This window comes from Pseudomonas sp. GXZC, assembly GCF_026967615.1.
Classification (GTDB): domain Bacteria; phylum Pseudomonadota; class Gammaproteobacteria; order Pseudomonadales; family Pseudomonadaceae; genus Aquipseudomonas; species Aquipseudomonas azotoformans_A.
The window spans coordinates 4,058,724-4,078,651 of record NZ_CP114115.1 but is presented as its reverse complement, the minus strand read 5'-3'; the positions used below and the strand labels follow the sequence as shown (position 1 = coordinate 4,078,651).

Below are 19,928 nucleotides of genomic sequence, written 5' to 3'. Positions count from 1 at the left end.
CCAGGAAGTGTCCTACCACCAACGCCTTTTCGAGCGTCTTGAACGTCCGGCGGCTACTCCCGCGTGTGGCGTGACATCTGTCGCGATGCATCTGGGAAAAATGCTCAGTATCCGTGCCGGCAGCGTGCAGACACTGCCGGATTACGGCTTGCCCGACCTCAACGACATGAACCAGAGCTTGCATGAGTCATTGACTCAATCGCGTTTGTTGATCGAGCGATTTATCCGGGCGTACGAGCCACGCTTGAAGCATGTGCGGGTCACGACGTTGCCGCGGGACCAGGATCCATTGGCGCTGGCGTTCGCTATCGAAGGCACACTGACGGTCAAGGGTGTCAAGCAAACGGTGGTGTTTACCGCGCGACTCTGTGACGCCGGTCAGGTAGAGGTTTTGCCGGATGTCTTTTAACCGTTACTACCAAAGTGAGCTCAGTGCGTTGCGACTGCTCGGACGGCAGTTTTCCGAGCGCAATCCTGCGCTGGCCCCTTTCCTCGCAGAGTCTGGCCAGGATCCCGATGTCGAGCGGCTGCTGGAGGGGTTTGCATTTCTCACGGGGCGCTTGCGGCAAAAACTCGACGACGAACTTCCAGAACTCACGCACTCGCTGATGCATTTGCTGTGGCCCAACTACATGCGCCCAATGCCAGCGTTCAGCATGCTGCAATTTGACCCGTTGAAGCACTCACGTCCCGGTGTGTGTGTGGCGCGTGATACACCGGTGGAAAGCGCCGCAGTCAACGGTGAGCGATGCCGTTTTCGTACCTGCTACGCCATACAGGTACTACCGCTGCAACTGAGCGCCCTGGAGTACAGCGCACAGGCAGGGCAGGGCGTGTTGAGTCTGCGCCTGCACATGAGCGCCGCCGGTAATTTCAGTGATTGGGCCTTTGATCAGTTGCGCCTGCATCTGGCCGGGGATAGCTACATCAGCCAGGCGTTATACCTGAGCCTGCTGCGCCACCTCGAAGGTATCGAGCTGTTGCCTTTGGGCCACGATGGATTGCCCGTCAGAGGGCCCGATGGGCAGGCCATATCACTGCGACTGGGTGCTGAACAGGTACAGCCGGTGGGGTTCAGTGAGGAACAGGCGCTAATCCCCTATCCGCAGAACACCTTCCCGGGGTACCGCCATTTGCAGGAATATTTTGCCTTTCCTGACAAGTTCCTGTTTGTCGATGTGAACGGCCTGGGCGTACTGCACAAATTGCCCGGTGAGCTGCTCAAGCAAGTGTGTGGGGTGATAGTGCGCTTTGAGTTACGCACGCCATGGCGTGAGTCCCAACAGCCCACCCTGGATAACGTAAAGCTCTACTGCACACCCATCGTAAATCTGTTCAAGCATGACGCGGTGCCCATTCGCCTGGACGGGAAGCAAGATGAGTACCTGCTCATTCCCGGCGAGTATTCGCGGGAGAACGCGAGTGTGTTTTCCGTAGACCGTGTAACGGGTTGGCAGCCAGGTGGGCGTGGATATGAGGCCTACGTGCCGTTCGAATCCTTTGAACATGATGGCGATACCGACCTACCGGAAAACCCGCCCAGCTACAGCATTCGCCAACGGCCATCGACGCAGCATGCCGGGCTGGAAACCTGGCTTGGGATTGGCAACGGCCTCGAGTCGGACCAGCAAACACTGTCGATCGAGTTGACGTGCACCAATCACAACCTACCTCGACTGTTGCAGTCAGGCGACATCAACCGGCCTTGCGAGCAGACGCCAGAGGGGCTGTCGTTTCGCAACATCTGCGCGCCGACAGCCAGTCTGTCTCCGCCTCTGGACCAGGATTTTCTCTGGCGGCTTATCAGCAACATGTCGCTCAACTACCTGTCATTGAGCGATATCGACGCTTTGAAGGTGATTCTCAAAACCTATGACTTGCCGCGCTATCACGACCGACTGGCGCAAAAGGTCAGTAAGAGGAAGTTGGGTGCAATGCTATCCGTCAGTCATTCATCGGTCGACCGATTGCACCGCGGCTTGCCGTGTCGCGGAGTACGCATTGATCTGAAGATTGATCCCCAGGGTTTCTTGGGGCCGGGCGAAGTGTTCATTTTTGCGTCAGTACTCAACGAGTTCTTTGCGCTCTACGCCAGCCTCAATGCTTATCACGAACTAAGAGTCATCAGCACACAAGGAGACGTGTATCTATGGCCACCACGGATGGGGCAGCAGCCCCTGCTTTGACGCGACTGTCGCGGATCATCCGCGAATATTCGCTGTTCCAGGCGGTTTTGCAGGTGATCAAGCGTCTGCGCGATGCCCATCCTCTGTTGGATGACGACGCGCTGTATGACTTGCTGGAGTTTAAAGCCAACCCTGGCCTCGGTTTTCCCGGTCACGATATTGATCGCGTGGAATTTTTTGTCGAGCACGAACAGCTGCGCGCACGCCTTCGCCTCAACGTCTTGGGCTTATGTGGCGCGGGTTCGCCGTTACCTGCGTTTTATGGCGAGCAGGCCTATGGCGACGGGGCAGGCGGTAACGCTACGCGAGATTTCCTGGACGTGTTTCATCACCGCCTGCAACGACTGATGCTGCCCATCTGGCGCAAATATCGTTATCGGGCGTGTTTCCAGGCGGATGCGCGTGACACCTTTTCCGAGCAGATGTTTGCGTTGATCGGGTTGAGGGGACGGCAGATTCGCAGTGTCGCGCAATTGAACTGCAAGCGGCTGTTGCCCTACTTGGGGCTGCTAGGTCTGCGGGCACATTCGGCAGCCTTGATCGAGACGGTCCTGCGCTACTACTTCAAGCACAACCGGCTGTTCATCGAGCAATGGGTGCTGCGCACGGTTGTCATCGCCGACTCACAGCGAAACCGGCTCGGCGTCGCGAACAGCGTGCTGGGTCATGACCAGGTATTGGGCAGCCAGGTGGCCGACCGCAGTGGCAAGTTCAGGGTGCATCTGCAGGGCCTGCGCTGGCAGCAACTCCATGGGTTTCTGCCCACGGGTGCGGACTACCCGCTGCTGTGCTCATTGGTGCGGCTGACGGCGCGAGACCCATTGGAATATGACCTGCGCCTGGTGCTTGCCAAAGAAGAGATCCGACCGTTGCACATTGGCGAGCACAACGTCTGTCGTCTCGGCTGGACCAGCTGGCTGGCACATGAGTACGCCGATGGTGTGGTCATGGTGCCGAGCAACGCTCATGAGGGATGAATCATTATGATGAATGTGGACCTGCAACAACTTATCCAGACCTTGACCCCCCAGGCTCGTCGCGATTTGGTGCGCGCGGCTGAACGCTGCGTAACGCGCGGCGGCCGGGAGGTGTTGGTGGAAGACCTGCTATTGGCCCTACTGGAGCATCACGACGGCCTTCTGGTACGGGCATTGGCAGATGCGGGCATCGAAAACGGCGAGCTGCAAGCGGCACTGCAACCCAAAGGGGAGGCGAGTGCTTCGCGCAATCCGGTGTTTGCCCAGGCGCTTGTAGAGTGGCTGCAACAGGCCCTGATGGTTGCCCATCTGGAACTGCGACAGACCGAGGTCGATCACGGCGCCCTGTTGCTGGCATTGCTGCGTCATCCGCTGCACCACGCGGGGAGTGTCTATCAGGTTTTATTGAATCGGTTGGATGCGCAGCGTGTGCTCGACTTTGTGCGGAGCCAGGCACCTGATACTGACCCTGCCCCGAAGGGTGAGTCACTGCTGGAGCGCTTCACCCACGACCTGACGCGCCAGGCCCATGAAGGGCGTATTGATCCGGTGTTGTGCCGGGATATCGAGATCGGCCAGTTGATCGACATCCTTATGCGCCGCCGCAAGAACAACCCAATACTCGTCGGCGAAGCCGGGGTCGGCAAGACGGCCGTTGTCGAAGGCCTCGCGCTACGCATTGCCAGTGCGCAGGTGCCGGGGCCACTGCAGGATGTCCGGGTGCTGACCCTGGACATGGGCTTGCTCCAGGCCGGTGCCAGTATCAAGGGTGAATTCGAGCGGCGCCTCAAGGGCTTGATCGATGAGGTCAACGTTTCAGTGCCGCCTGTGATCCTGTTTGTCGATGAGGCGCATACCTTGGTCGGGGCGGGCGCCCAGGCAGGCGCGTCCGACGTCGCCAATCTGCTCAAGCCAGCCCTGGCTCGTGGCGAACTGCGCACCATCGCTGCCACTACCTGGTCGGAATACAAAAAATACTTCGAAAAGGATCCGGCATTGGCGCGGCGTTTCCAGCCTGTACGGGTGGGCGAGCCCAGTGTCGAGCAGGCGGTTTCGATCTTGCGCGGGCTGGTTTCGGTGTATGAGCGCAGTCACGGCGTTTACGTGTGTGACGATGCCGTCGTGGCGGCGGCGCAAATGAGTGCGCGTTACCTGTCCGGGCGCCAGTTGCCCGACAAGGCGGTGGATGTATTGGACACGGCCTGTGCTCGCTTGCGTACCCGACGGGAGACCGCACCGGAGGCATTACAGCGCCTGTACGCGGAGCAGGCGGAAGGTATGCGGCAGCATCAGGCATTAAGTCGTGACAGGGATGCAGGGTTTGCCGTGGATGAGCAGATCTTGCACGCGTTGAAACTGCGCAGGGATGCAATGGACAGTGAGCGCCGGGAGCTGGAACAGCGCTGGTTTGAGCAACAGGCTGTGCCGCAGCAGGTTTGCCCGCGCCTGGTGGCCCAGGTCATCAGTGCCTGGACCGGTATCCCGGTTGAACAACTGGCACTCGAGCACAGCGCAAGGGCACTGGGCTTTGCCGATGCGCTGCGCGCGCGCATTCTTGGCCAGGAACAGGCGGTGCAGGCCCTGGACCGCAACTTGCGCGCCGTTGCCACGGGGCTCAACAAAGCCGATGCACCGGTCGGTGTGTTCCTGCTGGTCGGCCCAAGCGGTGTAGGCAAGACCGAGACAGCACTTGCCCTTGGCGATCTACTGTATGGCGGTGAACGGTTCGTCACGACACTCAACATGTCGGAGTTCCAGGAAAAACACTCCCTGTCGCGGTTGATTGGCGCACCGCCCGGTTATGTCGGTTTCGGCGAGGGCGGGGTGCTGACCGAAGCCGTGCGCCAACGACCGTATTCGGTGGTGCTGCTCGATGAGGTCGAGAAAGCCGACCCGGAAGTGTTGAACCTGTTCTATCAGATTTTCGACAAGGGTCTGGTCAATGACGGGGAAGGCCGGGAAATCGACTTTCGCAACACACTGATCCTGATGACTTCCAACCTCGGCAGTGAGTGTATCGGTGAGCTGTGTGCCGGCGGTCAACGGCCTGACGTGCAAGTGCTGCAAGAGGCGATCCGTCCGCTGCTGCGCGACCACTTCAAACCGGCATTGCTGGCCCGCATGCGTGTGGTGCCGTATTACCCGATCAAGGGTGAGGTTCTGCATGACCTTGCAAGGCTCAAGCTTGAACGCTTGGGACAACGGTTGCGTTTACGCAAGCTGGCTTTCAGCTATACGCCAGAGCTGGTTGCACACATGGCCGAACACTGTGCCCATGCAGACAGTGGTGCGCGTTACATAGACCAGTGGATCGAGCTTAATTTGTTGCCGCAGGTGGCGGATCGGCTGCTGGCGGCCATGGCCCAGGGTGAATGCTTGGCGAATGTGCATGCGCGCCTGGAGGGTAGCGGCTATCCCATTTGTGAGTTCAGCCAATGAGGGATAATCGGTCCACTCAACTATCCCATCCCCTGGCCTTCGCCGACGCGTTGCTCGGCTGGTTCATTCGCTTGGGTATCGATGGCGACGAAGCCTCTTTGCCCGGCCTGTGTGTGACGGCGGTGGCGCAACTCAGCCAGTGCGAACTCAGCCAGTTGTACTGGCGAAATGAGTCTACAGGCCGACTCGAACTGATTGCCCAGCATTTATCCGGGGAGCTTTGCCCCGGTGATCCGGTCGGCACCAAGGACTTCCAGCACGAGCAGGTATTGCACTACGTACTCAGCCATCAAACGGCCCTTAGCCTGGAGGACCTATCGAGCAGCGTGTACGAATACGGCTTCCTGCCAGCCATGGCGACAGCCTGGGAAGCGCTGTCATGTGTGCCGTTGTTCAACCGGGACAAGGCCATCAGCGGCGTGTTGCTGTGCGCCAGCCAATACCGGAAACACTTGCAGGACTACTCCGTCTCCCTGAGCCAACTGGGTAGTTTTACCTTGATGCAATTGGCTTTGCTGCGCTGTCAGCCATCCTTGGGAAGTGTCGTCCGACAGAATCAATCCGCACCGGCTCCCCGTGCAGCATTTGGCTTGGTCGGTAGCAGTACGGCCATGGATGAGACATACCGTCTGATTGGCAAGGTCATGCATACGTCCTACACCGTATTGCTGCGAGGGGAGACGGGGACGGGTAAGGAGGTGGTGGCGCGGGCTATCCATTCTGCGGGGGCGCGTCGCAGCAAAGCGTTCGTGGTGCAGAACTGTGCGGCATTTCCCGAAGGCCTGCTGGAAAGTGAGCTGTTTGGCTATCGCAAAGGTGCTTTCACGGGGGCTGAACGCAACCACACCGGGCTGTTTGATGCGGCACATGGCGGCACGCTGCTCCTGGACGAAATCGGCGACATGCCGCTGTCGCTGCAGGCCAAGTTGCTGCGGGTTCTACAGGAGGGCGAAGTCCGCCCTTTGGGCGCCAGCGCGGCACACAAGGTGGATGTGCGGATCATCGCCGCGACTCACCGTGATCTCGCCGCGATGGTCGCCCAAGGCAGTTTTCGCGAAGACCTTTACTACCGGCTGGCGCAATTTCCCATCGAACTGCCGCCCTTGCGCGAGCGCGACGACGATGTGTTGTTGTTGGCGCGTGAATTTGCGCAAAAGGCTTCTCTTGCCCTTGAGCGCGAACCGGTGTCGTGGTCCAGCGCAGCCCTTGACCAACTGTCGAGTCACGCCTTTCCCGGCAATGTCCGTGAACTCAAGTGCTTGGTGGAACGTGCGGTACTGCTCTGCGATGACGGTGTGATCCTGCCCGAGCATTTGTCCTTGTCTGCACCCGCCACCGATGAGTCCGTCGATGCAACGTTGCGTCAACGCCTGGAGCGGGTCGAGCGAGTATTCCTGATCGATTGCCTGCACAAAAACCGTGGCAATCGCACCCGTACCGCACGTGAGTTGGGCGTCGCTCGCCGCACGCTGCTCTATCGCCTGGCGCGCCTGAAGATCCCCCTGGGTGATGTCTGCGAGGGGGGCTGAATGGGGGCGTGTTGGCACCTGATTTTCATGGGAGATACCTGATGTTTTTTCGTGCGTGGCAAGGCCTTTTGCTGGTGCTGTGTTTGTTGAGTGGCTGTAACGCCAATTATGTCTTTGATGATGCCGACTACCGTCCGTTGGGTGACCCCCAGGCGACCCGACGTGGGCAGTGAGCAGGGGAGCTCCGCCATGCAACTAGTGTTTGAAGTCTGTGGTACCGAAGGCGCTGCGACGCCTGCTCGCAAGACGTTTGAGGGCGTCGGTGGCGTGATCGGCCGTGGGGTGGGCTGTGACTGGATCATTCCTGATGCCAATCGCCTGATCTCCAGTCATCACGGCTTGGTCAGTTACCGAGAAGGCCGCTACTTCCTGACCGATATCAGCAGCAACGGCATCGGTGTATCAGGCAGCATGGAACGCCTGGAAAAGGGGCAGGCACGGCTGATCAGCGAGGGTGACGTGTACCAATTGGGCGGGCTGGAGATCCGCGCTCGCTTGCTGGCAAATGAGCGGCGGTCATATGCCCGGGATGACGCGATCCCAGACGATGCGTTCCTGGGACTTGACCCTGTCGATGCACTGGATCGCGAGCAACTGCGTGCTGATTCATCGGCAGAACTTGATGCCTTGGATACAGCCATGCAGGTGCCGTCCCAAGCTTTATGTCAGGGGGCCGTGGATCGTGATCATCTGGTCGTGCCGAAGTGGGCTGACACCGTCAGGGAGGTCCTACCTACCGGGTCCGCTGCGGCCGCGCCGGGTGGCTCGGAAACATTCTGGCCACAGTTCGCGCAAGCGTTGGGCATGCAAATGGACATGCTTGATACGCTGGGCCGTGAGGCCCTGGCGATCAAAGTGGCAGGGCTGTTCAGGCTAACCATCGGTGGGTTGCAGCAGAGCCTGCGAACCCGCGACGAGCTGAACAGTGAAATCAACTCTGTACTGACCGCTCCAGGGCTCGATACCCGCAACCCATTAAAAGCCTGTGCCGACGGCCCAACTGCCATTAAGTCATTGCTGGGTGTTGGCGAACTGGGCGAACACTCTGCCGAATACGCCGTCGCCCAGGTCTGTCGTGAACTGCAAGTGCATCAACTGGCCTTGGTCGTGGCCAGTCGGGCCGCTGTGCGCAGTGCATTGGCAGCCTTTGCGCCAGGCCACTTGCTGCTGAGTTTCGAACGCGAGGGCAAGCCACCCAGGTTCTTCAGCGATGGCGCCCATTGGCGGGCGTATCAACGCCACTATCAACGGTTGACGTCCGAAGAGCCCTTGGGCGAGCAGAGGTTGCTGAATGATTTTTCCAAAGCCTACGAGGAGCAGGTGCGCCTGGTCTCCACCTTGCACGTCGGGTGCCCAGGATGATGTTCATGTATCGGATCGCTGTCATATCAACGCTGTCAGCACTTGGCCTATTGGCCGGCTGTAGCACGCTTTCACCTTTTTCGACCCTGACCAAGCTGGACTTGACGTTGACCGCTGGCGATGAGGTCAACCCCGACCTGCACGGTCGTCCCTCACCCGTGGTGGTGCAACTGCTTGAGCTGCGGCATCCCGTGGCCTTTGAAAACGCCGACTTCTTCAGCCTCTACAGCCGGGCCGAGCAGACTCTCGCCAAGGATTGGGTCAGCAGCGAGGAGTGGGAGTTGCGTCCCGGCGAGCAGGTGCCGCTCAAGCTCAGTGTCGAGCCGCATAGCCGTTATGTCGGCGTGCTGGCGGCCTACCGCGATTTGCCCCACGTGCAATGGCGGCTGGTGCTGCCAGTGGTGCCAGGGCAACTGACGCAGGCCGAAGTTGCGCTGGACCAGACGGGCCTCCGCCTGGTCGCGCCTCAGACTGACAGGACGGAGGATTGAAATGAACGTCCATAACGTGATCTGGCAAGAGGGCATGTTGCTGCGGCCCCAGCACTTGCAGCATAACGACCGCTACTACCACCGACAGCTCAACCGTACCCGCCTGCTGAGCAGTGACGCCTGGGGTTTCCTGACCTTGGAAGTCGATGTGCAGTACCTCAATCTGGGCAAGGTTGTGGTCAACCGGGCCAGCGGTGTCTTGCCGGATGGCAGCTTGTTCGAGCTGAGTGGCGCGATGGAGCCTTTGGTGTTGCAGGTGCCTGCCAATGCAGGCAGACAAGCTGTGTACCTGGCGCTGCCGCTGGCAACAGAGAATCAGGTTGAAGTGCGCAGGCAGGAGCAAGGCGATGTCCTGGCTCGCTACGTTGCCTATGAAATGGAGATAGGGGACTCCAATGCCGGCGTCGACGCTCGTTGCCAGATCCACTGTGCACGGCCGGACTTGCGCCTGATGCTGGGGGAAGGGCCCAGCGATCCGTTCTACGTGAAACTCCAGGTCGCTCAGGTGCAGGATTCGACCCAGGAGGGCGGCGTAACGCTGGAGGCGGATTTTGTACCGACGTTCATCTATCTCCAAGGTTCGGGGTATGTGTCTTCATGCCTCAAGGAGGTGATCAGTCTGCTGGCAACGCGTGGCGATGCGATCGCATCACGCATCCAGGGCAGTGGCGCCTCGGCTGGGGCACAGGTTGGCGACTTTTTGATGCTGCAACTGATCAACCGTGCTGAGTTGATATTGCGTCATTACCAGGGGCAAACCCAGGTGCGGCCGGAGTTGTTGTATCGGGAGTTGTTGGCGATTCTCGGGGAGCTGTCGACGTTCGCCTGCGACAACAAACGTGCGCAATTGGCGGTGCAGTACCACCACGGCGACCAGGGGGCGAGCTTTCGCGGGCTGATGGAGGGTCTTCGCACCGTCTTGTCGTCGGTGCTGGAGCAACATGCCATTGAGCTGACGTTGCAACAGCGACAGTACGGAGTGCTGGTCTGCCCGGTCAGCGATCTCAAATTGCTCGGCACTGCGACATTCATTTTAGCGGCTAGCGCCCAGTGTGATACGGAGGAGCTGCGTCATCGCCTGCCGGCGCATCTCAAGATCGGCCCTGTGGAACGTATCCGCGAGCTGGTGAACCTGCATCTCGCAGGTATCAAGGTCCAGCCGCTGCCGGTAGCACCTCGACAGATTCCGTATCACGCCGGCAAGACCTATTTCATGCTCGAACTCAGTCCACGTGACATCGCGCAGTTGGAGCAATCGGGTGGTTTCGCCTTCCACGCCAGTGGCGAGTTCGCCGAGCTGGAACTCCACTTCTGGGCTATCAGGAACTGAACACCATGACGATGGACAGTGAATACCCGCAGGATGAAAAAACCATATTGCTTGATCGTGAAGGGTTCGGTCCGGCACAGGGGCCCGTCACGGACTTTCCAGCGCCGCCACGCTTCGAGCAGCTGGAAGACCGCATGATCTACACCGCCCAGCTGCAGGGGGCGCAAAGCTTCAAGATGGGTTCCAACATTCTGTTGGCGGCGGCCTGGGAACTCTTGTCGCAGGTTGCCCTGCTCAAGGCCAGCCCCGGTCGGGAAAGCCTGCAGACGCTCAATGACCAGCTTTCATCGGGTATCACCGCGTTTGAGGCCCATGCCTTGCATTTGGGGGTGGAGAGCAGTCAGGTGATCTCGGCGCGTTACGTGTTGTGCAGTGTCATTGATGAGGCCGTAGTGACCACGCCGTGGGGCAGTAGCAGCGATTGGTCGAAGAGAAGCCTGTTGAGCCGCTTTCACAACGAAACCTTCGGGGGGGAAAAGTTTTTCCAGTTGCTGGAGCGTTTGTCCCGCGACCCCTTCAAGCATCTGGCCATGCTGGAACTCATGTACTTGTGCTTGTCGTTGGGCTTCGAAGGCAAATACCGCGTCATGGAGCGGGGAAGGGCGCAACTTGAAGCGCTTCACGACGCTGTGTACCGCCAGATCAGGCATGTGCGCGGGGACCGTTTGCCGGTATCCATTTCGCCAGAGGCGGGGAGAGCATCCCGGTCACGGATACGTATTGCCTCCGGCACAGGGGTCGCCATCTGCGTGCTGGTCTGTTTGCTGGTGATGTATTCAGGATTTGCCTGGGTACTGGGCCAGGAACGCAAGACGACGCTGCAACCTCTTCAATCCTGGGTGCCAGGTTTGTTTCGGACGCACTCATAACGCTGGGAGCAATGGATGAACGCATTTTTCAAGGGCGTGGGGACGGTGCTGCGCAAAAGTTGGCTGTGGAGCTTGTTGCTGGTGTTGTCCAGCGCACTGCTGATTTGGTTTTTCGGGCCTTTGCTGGCGGTGGATGACTACCGTTTCTGGCAGAGCCCGACATCCCGGTTACTGACCATCAGCGGGTTGCTGCTGTTGTGGGGGCTGTCGATGGTCGTGGTGGGTACTCGCCGTACCGCTCGTTTGAATCAACACGAGCACCACGAGCAACATCAGCGTCAGGCATTGATCAACGACGAAACAAAGCAGGTGCAGGGGCGCTTCAAGGAGGCCCTGCACACGCTGAAAAGCTCCCGACACTATGGTGACCGCAGCGAGCGCTGGCGGAACGAGTTGCCCTGGTACCTGTTGATTGGCGAGCAAGGCAGTGGCAAGACCAGCCTGTTGGCTGCCAGCGGCGTGCAGTCTCTGTTCGGGCGACCAGAAACCGTGCTCCCAGGCACTACGCCTTACTGTGACTGGTATTTTGCCGAAGACGCCGTGATGGTCGAGACGGCCGGCCGCTACTTGGGCCAGCCAGACCCCTCGGTTGATGCTGCGGGATGGATGACACTCCTGGGTCTGCTCAAGTCGCGACGCCGGGCGCGGCCACTCAATGGCGTGGTGGTCACGCTGTCTGTCGATACACTTTCAAGCAGCAATGAGCACGACCTGGAGCGCCATGCGCGTCATGTACGTAGTCGCTTGCAGGACATCCAGCAGACATTGCATGCGGATGTTCCGGTCTATCTGGTGTTGACCCAGGCTGATCGGTTGGCCGGGTTTGCCGAGTTCTTCGACGCGCAGCAGGGCGATGGCGCAGAAGTCGTCTTGGGTGGGCACCTGGTGACAGGTACCGCCGGCACAGACATCGCTCAGGTCAGAGAGGCGTTCGAGAGCCTTTTGCAGCGTCTGGGCGCGGAGCTGATCCCGCGCTTGCATCAGGAGCGAAATATCGCGCGTCGACGCCGGATACTGGACTTTCCTCGGCAGGTTGCACACATCGGTGATCGCCTGTGCCTGTTTATCGAGACTGGATTTTCCGCCTATCGCTACCCACACATCAATGGTTTGCGAGGGTTCTACCTGACCTGTGCGAAGACGGTCGATGTACGGCCTCATTTTGTCCAAGGCTTGTTCAAGCGCGTGATTTTTGCCGAAGCCGATCTTGCCGGACTGCGTAGTCCTGAGCGGCAGCGCATACATCGGCGTCATGGGCTGATGGCGCTGGCTGCGTCGGTGGTGATCGGCACGGCGGGGGCGTTGTGGACGCACAGTTACACCTTTAACCATCAGCGGTTGGTGCAACTACTGGGATTGATCAACAACCAATCCTCTACACAACAAGGGGACGACGAGAGCCTCGTACTGTTGACGCTGCTGGACAGTCGCCTGGCTGCAACGCAAGTGTTTCCACCGCTGGCCGAAGCACGTTGGGTTGATCGGGCTGGCTTGTATCAGGGAGAGGTGAGTTATCCGCTGCTGGCCAGCGCCTATGACCAAGCCTTGCAGCTGCATTTACTGCCGTACGTGACCAGGCTGCTCGAAGGACGAGTACGAGGCAGCCTGGGTGACCGCGGGCAATTGCTGGACAGCCTGCGTGCCTACCTGATGCTTAATCTGCGCGAGCGGCGTGATGCGGGGTGGTTGGCAGAGCACGTGGCGGGTCAGTGGCGTGGGGATACTTCGACACATAAGCGTCTGAATGAGCACTTTATGCGGCTCCTTGAGCGACCATTCCTGGTGCCATTGAATGAAGAGCTGGTCGCCCAGGCTCGCTTGGTGTTGCGCGGTGAGTCGCTGGCGGAAGTGGTCTACCGGGCGCTGCGGGAACAAGCGCGGAGCCTGGAGCCTTACCGTCTGGCCGAAGGCCCGGCGTTTTCCAGTTCAGGGCCCCCTATACCGGGGTTCTACACCCAAAAATACCTGCAGGTTTTCGAAACACAGGGCGCTCAATGGGTCAATGCCATCGCCCAGGACAATTGGGTACTCGGGGAAAGCTCCGACCTCAGCGTCACGGAACTACGCCGGTTGATGCTGGCGCTGGAGCAACGCTATTTCAGTGAATACGCCGATGCCTGGAGTGACGCCCTGGGTCGGGTCAGGCTGCAGGACAGTGGCAGCCTGCGACAAGGCGCGGAGCAACTTGCGGGCCTCACATCAGCCCAGTCGGCCTTGGTGCAGTTGCTGCAGCAAGTGCGCGAAAACACGCGGTTAGTGCCGATTCCCGATCGGTTTGAGGCGGTGAGCTCGCACGTTGGCGAACTGGGCGCTGCGACTTCCAAGGTTCTGGCCAGAACACCACTGCCCGATACGGCCCGGCGTGCATTGCAACGCCGCTTCGAACCCTTGCACCAGTTGCTCGACGAAGAGCAGAACCCAGGCGGCGAGTTGACACAGGCATTGCGCTTGCTTGATGAGCTGCAGTTGCAATTGCTGGCGCTGAACCGAGATAGCTCGCCGGAGCAGGCCGCGTTCAAAATGGCCAGGCAGCGGATGGATGGGCAGCAGCCGCTGTTGGGCAACCTGCGTGATACCGCGGCCCGCTTCCCGCAGCCGCTCAAAGGTTGGTTCGAGGGTATTGCCGACCAAACTTGGCGCCACCTGCTTGATGATGCGTATGGGTACGTGAATCAGCGTTATCAAAGCGAGGTCTACGGCCTCTATGCGAAAGCCATCCAACGCCGATACCCGTTCGATGCCCACACCGGCAGCGACGTCGCCCTGGGCGATTTTCAAGCGTTCTTCAAACCACGGGGCGCGCTGGCGCGCTTTTATGAGGGGTACCTGCGGCCATTTGTAAGTGTCGAGGGCGACCGTTATCGCATGCGGGCCCTGGAGGGGCGCAGCCTGCCAATGTCGCGTTCGGTTTTGGACCAATTGACCCGGGCGCAGACCATTCGCCAGGGGTTTTTCACCGAGGACCAGGGTGATTGGGCCGTGCGGTTTACATTGGCGCCCTACAGCCTGGACCAGGCCGTCAGCCGGGCGACGTTGCGAGTCGGCGATCAGCAATTGGAATACCGTCACGGCCCGATCGTGCCAATGACCTTCCGCTGGCCGATCGAAGCCGAGAATGGTCGCAGCAGCCTGGTGCTGGAGCGCGGTGCAGAGCGGCCGCTGGGGATCGAGAAGGACAGTGGCGCCTGGTCGTTGTTCCGGTTTTTCGACTTGATGCAAAGCGAGTCTGCCAGCGGCCGGGATACGCAGATTCTCAAGGCTGACCTGGCAGGCCTGCGGGCCAATTACCTGCTCACCAGCCAACGCAACCCTAGCCCGTTCCAGATGGCGACATGGCGCACGTTCCGCTTGCCGGAGCAATTGTGAGCGGGCCGTACGCATGGCGCAGTGCCGGGCGCACGGCACAAGGCAAAAGCCGTGTGCGCAATGAAGATGCTCTCCTCGACTGCCCACAACGCGGTTGCTGGGCGGTCGCTGACGGCATGGGCGGTCATCAGGCCGGGAATGTCGCCAGCCAGTGGGTGGTCAACAGCCTTGCCGCACTGCCAGGCAAAGGCGGCTTTGACCAACGGATCGAGGCCGTCCGCCTTTGCCTGCGTGGCCTCGACAGTCAGTTGCAACCCGTCGATGGCGGGGCGGGCATCATGGGCAGTACGGTGGTTGTGTTGTTGCTCGAACCCAACCGTGCGGCCTGTATCTGGGCTGGGGACAGTCGATGCTATCTCTGGCGGGGTCAGCGGCTGTATCAACTGTCACGCGACCACTCCTTGCAGCAGCAACTGATCGACCGCCAGCAGTTGAGTCCAGAACTGGCCCAGGCTCATCCAGGCAGCAGGGCCTTGACCCGAGCGGTCGGAGGCTGGCAGCCGCTGAGCCTGGAAGTACTGGAGTTGCGCACCCAACCCGGAGACGTGTTTTTGTTATGCAGCGATGGCTTGTACCAGGGGCTCAGTCACAGGGAATTGGGGCGTGCCATGAGCGCCGGTACACCACGGCAGGTCGTGGACCGGCTGTTTCACGACGTATTGCGCGGCGCGGCACGCGATGACCTTACCGCCGTGGTGATTCAGCCATGAACGCGACGGTAGGCCCACCGAACCTACTTGCGGGGCGTTACCAGCTTGAACGCATCCTGGGTACTGGGGGGATGGGCGTGGTCTATCGCGCCCGGGACCTGCTGCATGAAGCATTTGGCGAGCCAGACTGCCGCGTGGCGCTGAAGTTGCTGGGCGAGAGCCTGTCCGCGTCGGCTGACGCTCATGTGCTTCTCTACAGCGAATTCGCCCTGACCCGAAGCCTGCGACATGATCATGTGGTGCGGGCATTTTCTTTTGAGGTGGACACGGCGCACCAAGTGGCATTTTTTACCATGGAAGTCATGCCCGGCCTGACGCTGGACCGCATGCTCCCGGAGTGTCCGCAGGGGTTGCCCTGGCAAGAGCTGCAGCCCATGGCCCTGCAACTGCTGGATGCACTGGCCTACACCCATAGGCAAGGTGTCCTGCATGGCGATGTGAAACCGGCGAATATCATGGTGAGCGAGCAGGGCGTGCGCCTGTTTGATTTTGGCTTGGGTCACGCCGAGGCCCAGGTCAGGTCAGGGTTACCGGGTTTGAGCCGAAACCGCCTGAATGCCTGGACCCCTGCGTATGCGGCGCCGGAGTTGATGGCCGGAGGATTGCCGTCTGCCAGCGCCGATCTGTACGGAGCGGCCTGTGTGCTCTATGAGCTGGCAGAGGGCCGGCGGCCTGGGGAGCGCCAATGTCATCAGCGACTGCCTCGGCCCAGGCAATTGCCCAGGCAGTACTGGCCTTCGTTACGTTCAGCATTGGCCATGGACCCCGAGCAGCGCACCTTAGGGGTCGCTGAGCTGCGCGAAGGGTTGGCCAATCGACGGCGCTTGTGGTTCGTGGGGTGATGGGTCAACCGGCCAAGTCATGCAACTGGCGGTATTCGTCCCAGCTCAGGCCGGCCATCTGTGCCACTTCCTTATGCACTTCAAGACGTTGGGCTTCAAAGTCTTCGGGGGATTCGGCGGTGAGTTTAAGGGTCAACTCCCAGGCAAACAGGCCCTGGCGTTCGGCCTCTGCTTCGAAGGCCTCATGCAGCCGTTCGGCGCGATAGTGCGCCAGGGTTTCGCCCTTGGCTTGAGCCGCCAGCGGGTTCAGGGTGTTGAGTTCCACGGCTACATCGGGGTGTTCGTTGAGAAACCGATCCAATGCCATTTGGTGGTTATCGCCGGGTGGTGACAAAGGCTTGCTCCAATCAATGGCCAGGCTTTGGACGGTGGCCGGCGCTAAGGCGGCGGGCGCGCTTGCGTAGTCGGCGTTGGGTCCAGGCGCGTATGGGGGTGAGTAAAAACAATAACAGATAGGCGATCAACACCAGGGGCAGGTCCAGGGAACCCCCGTCGGTGGATCCCGTCATTCGTTCGATCACGCCCTTGCTGATCAACAGCAGCGTAACCCCGAATACCCACAGCAGGATGTTGAAAAACAGCGGGCGTACGTTTATTGACAGCTTGTCTTGCATATCCAGCTTCTCTCCCTGGTGCCTGCTTCCTTCGCAGGCAGCCGTCCATGAATACGGCGAATCCATTGCGCAATACAGGTGCCGATAATACCCATTGAAGCAGATTCGGCGGTTGGCCCAGGTCAGAAAACTCAATTATTTTTAAAATCCAGGGGTTTGCCTGTCATCCATTACGGAAAAAACACCTGGTTGAATGGCAAAAGGCTTTCGCTCACTGTGCCAGGACGTGTAGCGTTAGCCCCGTGTTTCCGGCCCTGCCTTCCAGGGACAGTGGGCGATGGGCAGAGGGATGGGTCATGGCGCAAACGCTGTTCAAGCTTTTCTTCACCCAACGTCTGGCCGCCTTGGCCAGCACTGAGTCTCTTCGAGCGATCCGCGAAGGTTTGTTGTGGATCCTGCCATGCCTGTTGGTGTCTGCCGGCTTCCTGATCCTGTCGGAATGCGCACGGGTGCTGGGCTTCGATCCGCAAGTGGTGACGTTCCTTGCAGGCTTGCACAATCAAATCAGCTCAGTGATCCCGCTGTTGGTCGCTGCGTCAATCGGTTACATGCTGGCAATTCAGTATCGCCTGCCACAACTGCCGGTGGCGTTCCTGTGTCTGGCCCATGTGGTGGTGGCGACGTTTATCCTGCGCGAATATCCCCGTGCTTCGGCCACCTTCGTCCTGTTTATTGCGATTGCTTCGCCGCTGTTGAATGTGCCGGCGATTGCCTGGCTGCACCGTTACCGCTGGACTCGCTTGGTCAACGAAGACTTGGTAGGCCACAACCTGCGGGGCACGATCAATATGGTGGTGCCGGGCGCCATCACCGCTCTGGGGTTGGTGGTGGTGCTGTCCTTGCTGTTGCAGGTGCCGTATGTGGCGCACCTGCAGGGGCCCCAAGTACTCGATGCCCTGGAGTCGCCCTACGGCAGCGGGCTGTTCGTGACCCTGATGAATTCGTTGCTGTGGTTTTTCGGCATTCATGGCGTGTACGCCATGCAACCGCTGTTCGATGTGCTGGACCAGGCGGTGGTGCTGAACAGTACGGCGCTGGCAGCGGGCGAGCCGATCAAATATATGTTGAACAGCGGGCTGCTCGGCAGCTTTGCGTTTATCGGCGGCTCCGGCGGTGCGTTGTGCCTGTTGCTGGCGATCCTGCTGTTTTCCAAAAGCCAGTCCATGCGCTTGTTGGCGGTGGCGAGCCTGCCGCTGTCACTGTTCAACGTCAGCGAAGTGCTGTTGTTCGGTTTGCCCATCATCCTCAACCCGCGCTTGTTCATCCCGTTTCTGATCGTACCCGCATTGAATGCCATGGTGGCGTTGACGGTGGTGCAGATGGGCTGGGTCTCGCCTGCGGTGGTCAGCGTTCCATTCACAGCGCCTGTTCTGCTCAATGCCTACTTGAGCACGCACGGCGACCTCGCGGCAGTGGCGCTGCAACTGGCGCTGCTGGGCCTGGGCACTTTGGTGTATGCGCCGTATGTGCGTGCGATTCATCGCCAGGCCACCGAGGGGGGTACGGTCTACCTCAAGTCCCTGGACATGACCTTCCGGGGTCTTGAAGAAAAGGGCCGGCTGCGCGAGCTGGACCCGGTGCTCGCGTCCCACAAGACACTGGCGCGCCAGGCCAATGAATTGAGCCGCATCCAACAAATCAGTGACTACGAGTTCTACCTCGAATTCCAGCCGCAGGTCTCGACCCGTACTGGCTTGTGCACCGGTTGTGAAGCCCTCATGCGTGCCCGTGATGCCGAGGGCAAGGTGCATTCGCCGTGGGAGTTCCTGCAATGGCTGGCCCAGGCGCGGTTGATGCCGGACGTTGATGTGTGGGTAGCGTCCCAGGCGGTTCGCCAATACCAGAAGTGGCAGAAACTCGGCTTTGCCTTGCCGATGACCATCAATATTTCCAGCGCAACCCTGACCGACGCCGCCTACGGCGAGCGCCTCGTGGAAATCCTGGCCCAGGCCCGAGGGCAGGTCTCGGTGGAAATCACCGAAGACGCACTGGTCAGCGATATCCAGGTCACGCGCCAGACCATCCAGAAACTGCAAGCCATTGGCGCCAAGGTCTATATCGATGACTTCGGCACCGGGTTTTCGGCCTTGAGTTACCTGCATCAGTTTCCGGTGGATTTCATCAAGATCGACCGCAGTTTCGTGGTGGCCCAGCACGATCCCAAGGGCGCCCAGGTCATGACCGGCATGCTGCGCTTCTGTGAGGCGCTGAACCTGGGCGTGGTGGTGGAAGGCGTGGAGACCGCCGAGCAGTTGGCCTTCCTGAATACCGGCGCCGAATTGATCATCCAAGGCTGGTATTTCAGCAAGGCACTGCCGGGCGATCAACTGGAAGGTTTTGTGCGTGAACGCGCCGCCTTGGCGCAAGCCTAATACCCGCGTTGGGTCTGCTCGATGTCCTCGACCAGGTCGTCAATTGCGGCCAGTCGCGCACGGTTGTCATGATCCCAGGGGTGAAAGCCGGGTTTGAAGTAATGCAGCCACGGCACCAGCATCCGTGGGAAAACGCCCTTGGGCCCATACAGAAATTTCAGCATGCGCCAGAAGCCTTTCAGGTGTCCGCCGCACTTGCGGTCGGCGATCAGCAGGCGCAGGTGGAAGTCGAAGACCACCAGCCAGAAAAACACGGTGGTGGTGAGCATGGTCCCGGTGCGTAGCAAATAGCGCTTGGGCCCGGGCTTGATCACCGTGTTCCAGACATCAAAGGCCACCGCCTTATGTTCGGTTTCCTCCAGCGCGTGCCAGTACCACATCTGTTGGTAGCCCTTGAGTGACTCGCCAAAGCGGGACGGATCGCTCAACAGGATCTCGGCCAGCATCGCGGTGTAGTGTTCAAGGGCAATGGTCACGGCCAGGTTGAAGGACGCCGGCAGATGTTTTTTCTGCAGGTCGAGGATGAATTTCAGCCGGCGGTCCAGGGTATGCGCGGGCAAGCCGGCGGCTTGTAGCAAGTCGTTGTAGGCTACGTGTTCGCGGCTGTGCATCGCCTCCTGGCCAATAAAACCCTGGATCTCTTTCTTCAGCACGGGGTCGTCGATGCGTTGGCGGTAGTGGCGCACGCTGTCCATGAAAAACAGCTCGCCCTGAGGGAACAGCAGCGACAGGGCATTGAAGAAATGTGTGATGAACGGACCCTGTTCATGCCAGTCCTTGATGCGCTCGGCGGGCAGGGCGAAACGGATGTCACGGCGGATCGGCAACATGGTGCGTGCTC

17 protein-coding genes are annotated in these 19,928 nt (G+C 59.9%); 14 read left to right on the top strand and 3 right to left on the bottom strand.

Annotation, left to right across the window (positions count from 1 at the left end; all coding sequences use genetic code 11):
* Window positions 1-7 precede the first annotated feature (7 nt).
* From tssE to OZ428_RS18815, 13 genes are read left to right on the top strand one after another with little or no spacing between them, the layout of a single operon-like run.
* Entirely contained in the window at window positions 8-409 is a 402-nt protein-coding gene (tssE, locus tag OZ428_RS18875; protein WP_269134200.1) for a type VI secretion system baseplate subunit TssE, read from the top strand.
* On the top strand, window positions 399-2,186 hold the full coding sequence (gene tssF / locus OZ428_RS18870; RefSeq protein WP_269130880.1) for a type VI secretion system baseplate subunit TssF: 1,788 nt from the start codon (window positions 399-401) through the stop codon (window positions 2,184-2,186). Before tssE ends, tssF begins: the two co-directional genes overlap by 11 nt.
* Window positions 2,150-3,163: a type VI secretion system baseplate subunit TssG gene (tssG, locus tag OZ428_RS18865; protein WP_269130879.1), complete on the top strand. Its 1,014-nt coding sequence runs from the start codon at window positions 2,150-2,152 to the stop codon at window positions 3,161-3,163. Before tssF ends, tssG begins: the two co-directional genes overlap by 37 nt.
* 6 nt (window positions 3,164-3,169) lie before the next feature.
* Entirely contained in the window at window positions 3,170-5,602 is a 2,433-nt protein-coding gene (locus OZ428_RS18860) for an AAA family ATPase (protein ID WP_269130878.1), read from the top strand.
* A complete protein-coding gene (locus OZ428_RS18855) occupies window positions 5,599-7,131 on the top strand; it encodes a sigma-54 interaction domain-containing protein (RefSeq protein ID WP_269130877.1) in 1,533 nt (510 codons plus the stop codon). The genes OZ428_RS18860 and OZ428_RS18855 overlap by 4 nt, the downstream gene beginning before the upstream one ends.
* A 41-nt stretch (window positions 7,132-7,172) precedes the next feature.
* A complete protein-coding gene (locus tag OZ428_RS18850; protein WP_033902364.1) occupies window positions 7,173-7,304 on the top strand; it encodes a hypothetical protein in 132 nt (43 codons plus the stop codon).
* 16 nt (window positions 7,305-7,320) lie between these two features.
* Window positions 7,321-8,493: a type VI secretion system-associated FHA domain protein TagH gene (tagH, locus tag OZ428_RS18845; RefSeq protein ID WP_269130876.1), complete on the top strand. Its 1,173-nt coding sequence runs from the start codon at window positions 7,321-7,323 to the stop codon at window positions 8,491-8,493.
* Between the two features lie 5 nt (window positions 8,494-8,498).
* Window positions 8,499-8,984, top strand: coding sequence for a type VI secretion system lipoprotein TssJ (tssJ, locus tag OZ428_RS18840; RefSeq protein ID WP_269130875.1), 486 nt, complete (start codon window positions 8,499-8,501; stop codon window positions 8,982-8,984).
* Between the two features lies 1 nt (window position 8,985).
* The gene (gene tssK / locus OZ428_RS18835) at window positions 8,986-10,314 is read left to right on the top strand and encodes a type VI secretion system baseplate subunit TssK (protein ID WP_269130874.1); all 1,329 of its coding nucleotides are present in this window, start codon (window positions 8,986-8,988) and stop codon (window positions 10,312-10,314) included.
* Window positions 10,315-10,319: 5 nt separating this feature from the next.
* The gene (icmH, locus tag OZ428_RS18830) at window positions 10,320-11,183 is read left to right on the top strand and encodes a type IVB secretion system protein IcmH/DotU (RefSeq protein WP_269130873.1); all 864 of its coding nucleotides are present in this window, start codon (window positions 10,320-10,322) and stop codon (window positions 11,181-11,183) included.
* A gap of 15 nt (window positions 11,184-11,198) precedes the next feature.
* Window positions 11,199-14,549, top strand: a complete 3,351-nt coding sequence (gene tssM, locus OZ428_RS18825; RefSeq protein ID WP_269130872.1) for a type VI secretion system membrane subunit TssM — start codon at window positions 11,199-11,201, stop codon at window positions 14,547-14,549.
* Entirely contained in the window at window positions 14,546-15,259 is a 714-nt protein-coding gene (locus OZ428_RS18820; RefSeq protein WP_442964804.1) for a PP2C family protein-serine/threonine phosphatase, read from the top strand. Before tssM ends, OZ428_RS18820 begins: the two co-directional genes overlap by 4 nt.
* Window positions 15,256-16,101 (top strand): serine/threonine-protein kinase, encoded by an 846-nt coding sequence (locus tag OZ428_RS18815; RefSeq protein WP_269130870.1) that lies wholly within the window; start codon window positions 15,256-15,258, stop codon window positions 16,099-16,101. The genes OZ428_RS18820 and OZ428_RS18815 overlap by 4 nt, the downstream gene beginning before the upstream one ends.
* A gap of 4 nt (window positions 16,102-16,105) precedes the next feature.
* On the opposite strand, the gene OZ428_RS18810 is transcribed toward OZ428_RS18815, so the two are convergent.
* On the bottom strand, window positions 16,106-16,435 hold the full coding sequence (locus OZ428_RS18810; protein WP_269130869.1) for a DUF6388 family protein: 330 nt from the start codon (window positions 16,433-16,435) through the stop codon (window positions 16,106-16,108).
* Window positions 16,436-16,448: 13 nt separating this feature from the next.
* Window positions 16,449-16,715 carry a hypothetical protein gene (locus OZ428_RS18805; protein ID WP_269130868.1) on the bottom strand — a complete coding sequence of 89 codons (267 nt, stop codon included), beginning with the start codon at window positions 16,713-16,715 and terminating at the stop codon, window positions 16,449-16,451.
* A gap of 296 nt (window positions 16,716-17,011) precedes the next feature.
* Between OZ428_RS18805 and OZ428_RS18800 the strand changes: the two genes are divergently transcribed.
* On the top strand, window positions 17,012-19,087 hold the full coding sequence (locus OZ428_RS18800; RefSeq protein WP_269130867.1) for an EAL domain-containing protein: 2,076 nt from the start codon (window positions 17,012-17,014) through the stop codon (window positions 19,085-19,087).
* Here OZ428_RS18800 and OZ428_RS18795 read toward each other — a convergent pair.
* Window positions 19,084-19,917, bottom strand: a complete 834-nt coding sequence (locus tag OZ428_RS18795) for a metal-dependent hydrolase (protein WP_269130866.1) — start codon at window positions 19,915-19,917, stop codon at window positions 19,084-19,086. The genes OZ428_RS18800 and OZ428_RS18795 overlap by 4 nt on opposite strands.
* Window positions 19,918-19,928: the final 11 nt, after the last annotated feature.